The 7909-nt window shown below is 47.0% G+C and carries 12 protein-coding genes; all 12 read left to right on the forward strand.

Going from position 1 to position 7909, the window contains the following annotated elements; genetic code table 11:
- Positions 1 to 261 (forward strand): peptidoglycan-binding domain-containing protein (locus ACM03V_RS34060; protein WP_414625241.1); only part of this gene is annotated, 261 nt, incomplete at its 5' end.
- 127 nt (positions 262 to 388) lie between these two features.
- A complete protein-coding gene (locus tag ACM03V_RS34065; RefSeq protein ID WP_414623700.1) occupies positions 389 to 946 on the forward strand; it encodes a DsbA family protein in 558 nt (185 codons plus the stop codon).
- 286 nt (positions 947 to 1232) lie between these two features.
- On the forward strand, positions 1233 to 1505 hold the full coding sequence (locus ACM03V_RS34070) for a hypothetical protein (RefSeq protein ID WP_414625242.1): 273 nt from the start codon (positions 1233 to 1235) through the stop codon (positions 1503 to 1505).
- A gap of 155 nt (positions 1506 to 1660) precedes the next feature.
- Positions 1661 to 1867, forward strand: a complete 207-nt coding sequence (locus ACM03V_RS34075) for a hypothetical protein (protein WP_414625243.1) — start codon at positions 1661 to 1663, stop codon at positions 1865 to 1867.
- A gap of 34 nt (positions 1868 to 1901) precedes the next feature.
- Positions 1902 to 2069: an SDR family oxidoreductase gene (locus ACM03V_RS34080; protein ID WP_414625244.1), complete on the forward strand. Its 168-nt coding sequence runs from the start codon at positions 1902 to 1904 to the stop codon at positions 2067 to 2069.
- 82 nt (positions 2070 to 2151) lie between these two features.
- On the forward strand, positions 2152 to 3084 hold the full coding sequence (locus ACM03V_RS34085) for a zinc-binding dehydrogenase (RefSeq protein WP_414625245.1): 933 nt from the start codon (positions 2152 to 2154) through the stop codon (positions 3082 to 3084).
- 603 nt (positions 3085 to 3687) lie between these two features.
- The gene (locus ACM03V_RS34090; RefSeq protein WP_414625246.1) at positions 3688 to 4089 is read left to right on the forward strand and encodes a RidA family protein; all 402 of its coding nucleotides are present in this window, start codon (positions 3688 to 3690) and stop codon (positions 4087 to 4089) included.
- Between the two features lie 116 nt (positions 4090 to 4205).
- Positions 4206 to 4559: a nuclear transport factor 2 family protein gene (locus ACM03V_RS34095; RefSeq protein ID WP_414625247.1), complete on the forward strand. Its 354-nt coding sequence runs from the start codon at positions 4206 to 4208 to the stop codon at positions 4557 to 4559.
- A 129-nt stretch (positions 4560 to 4688) separates the two neighbouring features.
- Complete coding sequence (locus ACM03V_RS34100) at positions 4689 to 5462, forward strand: glucose 1-dehydrogenase (RefSeq protein ID WP_414625248.1); 774 nt, start codon at positions 4689 to 4691, stop codon at positions 5460 to 5462.
- Between the two features lie 76 nt (positions 5463 to 5538).
- Positions 5539 to 6294 carry an SDR family oxidoreductase gene (locus ACM03V_RS34105; RefSeq protein WP_414625249.1) on the forward strand — a complete coding sequence of 252 codons (756 nt, stop codon included), beginning with the start codon at positions 5539 to 5541 and terminating at the stop codon, positions 6292 to 6294.
- 436 nt (positions 6295 to 6730) lie between these two features.
- On the forward strand, positions 6731 to 7486 hold the full coding sequence (locus ACM03V_RS34110) for an SDR family oxidoreductase (protein WP_414625250.1): 756 nt from the start codon (positions 6731 to 6733) through the stop codon (positions 7484 to 7486).
- A 100-nt stretch (positions 7487 to 7586) separates the two neighbouring features.
- Complete coding sequence (locus ACM03V_RS34115) at positions 7587 to 7697, forward strand: SDR family oxidoreductase (protein ID WP_414625251.1); 111 nt, start codon at positions 7587 to 7589, stop codon at positions 7695 to 7697.
- The last annotated feature ends 212 nt before the right edge of the window (positions 7698 to 7909 follow it).

The following is a 7909-nucleotide window of genomic DNA, read 5'->3' on the forward strand; positions in this document are numbered from 1 at the left end:
GATGGAATCTTTGGCGATGCGACTCGTGCCGCAGTGGTTCAGTTTCAAAAGCAGAGTGGCATTGCTAAAGATGGCATCGTTGGCCCTCAAACTTGGCAAGCCCTTCGAGGTAGCAATACGCCAATTCAACTGACTGATGCAGCCATTCACTACAAGCCGTCGAACTACCCCTATCAAAAAGAGGCATTTGAATGGCTGCAATGGCAACTATCTAGATCAGTGCTAGAGGAATTTGCTCGTCGCTGGCGAAACCTGCGCTAACGCAGCAATCGCCAATCTCAAAGTTATTTAGCTCACGTTCAAATTGCTGACGCTGGGAATGACTTGAATCATAAGGTTTTTCCCAGCTTTTGTTGCAAAGTTCCATGTTTGATACAGATTTATAAAAATGAACGACGATCGCAGCCACAGTTCCTTACTTGTACCACCTTCAATTCAAGATTTGATGCAAGGTGTGCTGAGTGCCAAGGTTGTGCTGGTGATGTACGGAGACTATCAAGACTCCAGAAGTGCGGACGTTTACAAGCTGATTCAAGTAATCAAACGAGAGCTTAGTGCTTCTTTGGGAGAGGATTATTTATGCTTTATCTTCCGCCATTTTCCGCAAATACAGATTCATCCTCATGCTCAACGGGTAGCCCAAGCCGCTGAAGCCGCCGCTGTCCAAGGACAGTTTTGGTCAATGCACGACACTTTATTTGCTCATCAGCAAAAGTTAGAGAACGGTTATCTTGTAGAGTACGCCAACAATTTAGGGCTTGATATTCCTCAGTTTCTCAAAGACTTGTCTAAACAAGTGCATATTAATCGTATCAATGAAGACATCGAAACCGGAATACACAGTGGAGTAACAACAGCCCCAGCCCTGTTTATCAATGGAAATCGATATATCGGACGCTGGAAGACGATAGAGCTGATGACTGCTATTGTTGCTGCAAGTCACTAAGTTCTATTCATAACTGGTCAACCATTAGTAATTGATGGCGAATATAGAGTGATTTAATCAAGCCTTATGAATGAGCGACTTGTAAAGTGCCCCCGACGAAGCTAGCTGACTTTAGCAAGCACGCCGTTGAAGCAATTCGATCTGAACTATTTCAATCAATGAGTTTTACACAAGGAAAACAATGAAAACACTCCTCAAAAGATCAGCATTATTCTTCGCTCTGACTATCTGTATCTCAAGTTATTTCTCCTTGCCTGCCGCTGCTGATTCTACAGCCGACCTCATCTTGAGTACTCAATGCCAGGGGGATTACAACATTAACATTTGGCAAAACTATCAGTCTGGTGAACTACTTTATCGTGCCACTAGTCTTAACGGTAATTTAAGTCTAGGTGGAGGAACCAGGCAAGCGACAGAAGGCGTTCAAGTGTACAAATTTGGGAATGGCAACTATGAATATTGGGTCTGGGATGGGACGTTGGATGATCCGCAGGCTGGGACATTAGAGGTCTATCAAAATAACCGTCTTTTAATGCGACAAGCTTGTACTAGAAGCTGAACTTTATTCACTATGCGAGGCTTCGTCGTTATAGGACTTAGAGAAAACGAGATCGCATGGGCGCGGCTATATATGGAGCCAGTTCAGAGCCTGCCAAACTAGCAAAACATCTGAGTAGACGAAAGTAGTTTCGTTATTTCATTGAGGATAGTTCTATGTCACATTTACTAGTACAAAGCAGGAATAATTCCGAGCATGAAGGTACATCTCAGACTGATTCTCTTCAGGACTCCTCGGTGAATCATGCCCTGATTGCGATCGCGCAAGAAGTTGCTGAGTTGCTGAAACAAGCTTATCCGGTACAAGTTGACGAAATCGATCGGGTGGAATTAATAGACGAGAAGAGTTCTACCTCGGATTAATGCGGTGAATCCTGGTCTAATTGCGACTGACCTCATGGCTCGTGCCGCCGACCAGTGGGGCATCCCGTCCGATGATCTCGGGTCTATGGTTCCAATGGGTCGGATTGGTCAGGCAACGGAAATTGCTCAAGCGGTTATGTTTCTCTGCTCTGATGCTGCCAGCTACATCACTGGGCAACCGTTTGCGATCGATAGTGGATAGACAGCAAGTTGATTGAAACAGTTCTATCTAGAACACAAAACTATAGCCCTCTACACACAAGGACATGGCGATGCGTAGACTCGTGAGTTCACCAGATGCCGTTGGCAACCTCACCTTTCAAGACACTGAAGTTCCCACTCTGAATGCTAACGAGTGCTTGATTCGCGTCAAGGCATTTTCGATGAATCGGGGCGAACTTAAGCGATCGCAAAATGATCTACTGAGCACTCCGATTGGCTGGGATGTCGTTGGCGTTGTTGAACAAACAGCACAGGACGGTAGTGGCCCACCCACAGGGACAAAAATTGTTGCCCTCTCCATCCGCTCGGAGGGCTGGGCAGAATATGTAGCAATTCCGACTCGCTTTCTGGCTATTATTCCCCAGAGCGTATCAGATACCGATGCCGCCACACTGCCCGTCGCGGGGTTAACAGCACTGTATGCAGTGGAAAAGGGATCTCGTTTACCAGGAAGTCGAGTGTTGATCACAGGGGCAACAGGGGGAGTGGGACTCTTCGCCATGCAGCTTGCTCAGATGATAGGAGCTAGCGTCGTTGCCCAAATTCGTCAGCCAGAGCAAAAAGCATTTGTGCGAGATTACGGCGCAGATGAAGTGGTGCTAACCGAAACCGGGCAAGAAGCCAAGCAGTTCGCGCCTTATCGACTGATCGTTGATGGAGTAGGAGGTGAATTGGTCGGGACGCTAACTGCGTTTTTGGCTAAAGGAGGCACCTGCGTTTGTTATGGCAGTAGCAGCGGCAATGAGATGAAGCTGTCCCTACCAGACTTCTATTTCGAGAATGGAGGACAGCGCACGCTTTACGGGTTCACGCTGTACACCGAAGTAGAGATGGAAAGTGCTAGTTCTGGGCTGGCTCGTCTACTGAGGTTAGTTGAGCAGGGGCGGCTCAAAACGCACATCGATCGAGCAGTTTCATGGCGTGAAGCAGGCGTAACAGCGGCTGATTTGATCGGGCGCAGATTTTCAGGTAAGGCTGTGCTGCATGTGGATTAATTGTTGTTCATCGGCTGAGTTATGTCAGCCACACAGGAATAGATTATCGCTGAGCTTTATTTGCAAAAAATGAAACGATTTACCTTGTTTACTTTCCTGTATCTCGCGCTGGGAGTTTGTCTGACAGCGATCGCGCTTGGGTACCCGAACCTGCCTTCGAGTCTTCAAACAAGCTTGTTCGTCAGTGCAGGAGTCTCCTACATTGTTTGTCTCCTCAGCACCTTCCCATTTTGGCGCGAAACGATGATCCGCTTCTATCGCAGACGGAATTCAGCGGTAATTCTACCCTGGTTGGTGATTGGAGTGAACATTGTTTGGATGATCTGGGATGTTCAGAGTCAGAACTGGACGATGGAAGCTATTTTGCAAGCATTTTCGCGGCTAATAGTTGTTTTACTGTTTGCAGAACTCATTGTGATTACATGGCAAGTGAATTCTGAACATTAGGGTCTAAATCAGATGATCCTGAAACGAACTCGCTCTTCACCATAAGAATTTGGAAGAAGTTGAGTGTTGGAACTCATTACACTCAAGTTGGAGTTGGCAAACTGTCTCAGCAACGCGAGATATGATATAGTCAAACGTACTGAAATAAGGAACACCATGAATAAGCCCAAGTTTTTTGTTACTCCCGGTTATGGCGAATATATGCTGAATGAATTGCATTACTCGCAAGCGGTAAAAATTGGCAATCGAGTGGAGACATCAGGTCAAGGTGGCTGGGATGACAATCTGCAAATTCCCGAACCGCTTGCGGATGAGATTACCCAGGCGTTTCGGAACGTAGAGCGAACCTTGGCATCTGCCGGGGCGGGTTGGGAGCATGTTGTCCATGTCAATTCTTACCATGTTGGCGGGTTTCCCCCAGAAGTTAACGATGTGATGGTCAGGCTATATCGCCATTACATGCCCAACCATGCCCCAATTTGGACACAGGTAGGAGTCGCGGCTCTTGGGCTGCCAACGATGCGGATTGAAATCCGCGTTACTGCAATTGTTCCGTGAGTTTCGCACAAGCAGCAACGGGGTGATTCGGTGGCTACGCTAAGGAGAAGGACGCAGCAACAAAGAAACCGCTCTTACTCCGTGAAAGCATCCACTTAAATAAGGGAGAGATTCAAATGTCAGAAAACAATAAAGCAATCTTAGAAGCGGCAAACGCGGCGATCGCTGAAGGCAATAATGAAGGATTCTTGTCGTTCTGCGCCGACGACATGGAATGGACGTTTGTAGGCGACAAGACCCTTAAAGGGAAAGAAGCTGTTCGCCAATGGATGGCAACGACATACGTAGAGCCGCCAAAGTTTATGGTTGCTAACTTCATCGCTGAGGATGATTTTGTTACGGCACTCGGCGACATCACAATGAAGGACGCAGACGGGAAGGCGGCTCATTACTCGTACTGCGATGTCTGGCGCTTTCGCGGCGGTAAGATTGTCGAATTAAGGGCTTTCGTCATCAAAACCTCGGTCTGACCCGCCGTCGTCGTTCACGTCGTTTTTAACCTGCCCACTATCCCGGTGATGGCAATCGCTGGCATGGGCTGAGATGCGATCAAAGTTCGATTTTTGAAGGTCAATATTGATTGAAACAGGAGAAACAGAATGATACTGCAAGATAAAGTGGCGTTAGTGACTGGTGGCACATCGGGAATTGGCAGAGCAACCGCGATCGCCTTTGGTGCTGCGGGTGCAAAAGTTGTGTTCTCCGGCAGACGCGATGCAGAACGCGAAACAACTTCTGCGATGATTCGTGAGACAGGAGCGGAGTGTTTGTTTGTGCGATCGGATGTATCGAGTGAACCAGAGGTTAAGGCGCTGATAGAGAAAACAGTCGCAACTTACGGAAGGCTAGATTTTGCCTTCAATAACGCTGGATTTGGTACAGTCCTAAAGCCACTACACGAGCACTCTGTTGAAGACTTTGACAGCACGATGGCAACTAACCTGCGGGGTGTGTTCTTATGCATGAAATATGAAATCCAACAGATGCTGACTCAAGGAGCAGGGGTGATCATCAACAACTCTTCAGTAGCGGGATTAATCGGGATACCTGGAATGGGTCCTTATACTGGGAGCAAACATGCTGTGATGGGTCTCACTCGTTCTGCTGCGCTCGATTATGCCAAGCAAGGGATTCGGATTAATGCCGTCAATCCTGGCTATATTCGCGGCACAGAACTAGTTACTCCTAAGAGCCTCCAAGAGATAGGTATGACTTTAGAGCAGTTTGATTCGATGGTGTCGTCGAGCATCCCGATGGGGCATAGGGGTCAACCTGAAGAAATTGCTGCAACGGTTGTGTTCTTATGTTCTGATGCTGCGAGCTACATCACTGGACAACCCTTAACGATCGATGGTGGAGTCACAGTGAGTTGATTTTTGATGGTGGACTCACAGTGAATCGATCCATTTCAAGAGAGAACAACCGGACTTAGATTTTAGGGGAAATAGAATGATACTTCAGAATAAGGTGGCGTTAGTCACTGGCGGAACTTCAGGAATTGGTCGTGCAACGGCGATCGCCTTTGGTGCTGCCGGAGCAAAAGTGGTCTTCTCCGACATCCGCGATGGAGAAGCTGAAGAAACTGCGGCTCTGATTCGCAAGACTGGAGCGGAGTGCTTGTTTGTGAAATCAGATGTATCGAGTGAAGCAGACGTGCAAGCCCTAGTGCAGAAAACGATCGCTACTTACGGCAGACTCGATTGTGCCTTTAACAATGCTGGAATCGATCTTGTTGTTACACCGTTGCATGAACAATCGATCGAGGATTTTGACAAGATCATGTCGATCAATGCACGAGGGCTATTTCTCTGTATGAAATACGAAATTCAACAGATGCTGACCCAAGGCTCAGGCGTGATCGTGAACAATTCGTCCACAAACGGTCTCGTTGCGCTTCCGGGAATCTCTCCCTACGTTGCCAGCAAACATGCGGTGATGGGACTAACACGCGCTGCTGCCCTCGATTATGCCAAACAGGGGATTCGGATTAATGCCGTCAATCCTGGACCCATTGCGACTGAGTTAATGGCTCGTAGCGCTGACCAAATGGGCATGACGTTTGATGATTTAGGCTCTTTGGTTCCAATGGGTCGGATCGGTCAGGCAACGGAAATTGCTCAAGCGGTTGTGTTTCTCTGCTCTGATGCTGCCAGCTATATTACGGGGCAACCCTTAGTGATCGATGGTGGATATACAGTGAGTTGATTTTTGATTGTTGATCGTGAAATTACAATGAATCGATGATACTGTAAGATAAAGGGCTTTAGTTACTGGAGGAACAGCGGGCATTGGTAGAGCAACAGCAATATGCGTGTACGAAACGCTAGTTCAACTTTATCGACTATGAAGCCGGTTACGTGCAAAGCGGGACTCCGTGCGTAACCGCAACCTGCGGCAAACTCGATTGTGCCTTCAACAAAACATACTCATGAGGAGATTTTCACCGCTCGATTAGATACAGTTGTCATTCTCTATCTTGGCATTGTGTCTACCCAGTATTTTGATGACTCTGGAAATTAAATCAATGGCAGTTTTGAAACATTAGCCTTTTGCTGGCAAGATTTGTCTAAGCTTTTTTCTAAAGCGATTTCATGATTATTCCAAGAGAGAACAACCGGACTTAGATTTTAGGAGAAACACAATGATACTTCAAGATAAAGTGGCGTTAGTCACTGGTGGCACATCGGGAATTGGTAGAGCAACCGCGATCGCTTATGCCCAACAACAAGCAAAGGTGGTGGTGGTGGGTCGTCGAATGGATGAAGGTGAAGAAACTGTTCGATTGATTAAGGAAGCTGGCGGAGAGGCGATTTTTGTGCAAGCAGATGTCACAAAAGAAGCCGATGTTGAAGCAATAGTTGATAAAGCGGTGAGTGTTTTTGGTCGGTTAGATATTGCCTTTAATAATGCAGGAACTATCGGCGAAAACCCCTCATTGATTGAGCAAACAGAAGCTGAATACGATCGCACGATGAATGTCAATGTCAAAGGCGTTTGGTTGTCAATGAAACATGAAATTACTCAGATGTTGAAACAGGGAAGTGGTGCGATCGTCAATATGGCATCTGCAAATGGAGTCGTTGCATTTCCTACCTTCCCCCTCTACACCGCGAGTAAAAGCGCGGTAATCGGTTTAACAAAAGCTGCTGCGCTCCAATATGCCAAAGCGGGTATTCGCATCAATGTCGTTGCACCAGCCGTAATTGAAACAGATATGTTTGAAGCAGCGGCAGGTGGGCAGGATGAAGTCAAAGCTTACATGGCAGGACTTCACCCGATCGGACGGATTGGAACACCGCTTGAAGTTGCAAATGCAGTTCTGTTTTTATCATCTGACCTGGCATCGTTCACAACAGGTGAAACGTTAATGGTAGATGGTGGGTATGTAGCGCAGTAGTCGATCGGCGGTGCGAAACGTTGCGACCAAGTAGCGATCGACACCGATATGAATCCCGCAGATAGAAACGTTGCCGCAGTCATGATCAAGATGATTGCCTTTGGTCGCTACGGACAGCGAGGTAGCTGGCATTGTCTCTTATCTCGCCAGTCCTGAAGCCGCCTTTGTCAACGGTTCGAGCCTCAAAATTGATGGCGGTTTTACCGCTTGAACGATCTGTAATCCCTAAACTCGACCAGGAAAACACGATGTCACAAAAACTCTCAGGCAAAGTCGCCCAAAAATAGTTCCTTTGGCATCAGGCTAAAATTAATGCACCTAACTAGATATTTTGGTCTTGTTTCTATCAATAAATATCTCAAACACCCATTTTATCGTATAAACCAGCTAGTTTACGATCCTTGCACTTACATCTTATTAGCT

Source organism: Calothrix sp. CCY 0018 (genome assembly GCF_963920925.1).
Lineage (GTDB): Bacteria > Cyanobacteriota > Cyanobacteriia > Cyanobacteriales > Nostocaceae > Rivularia.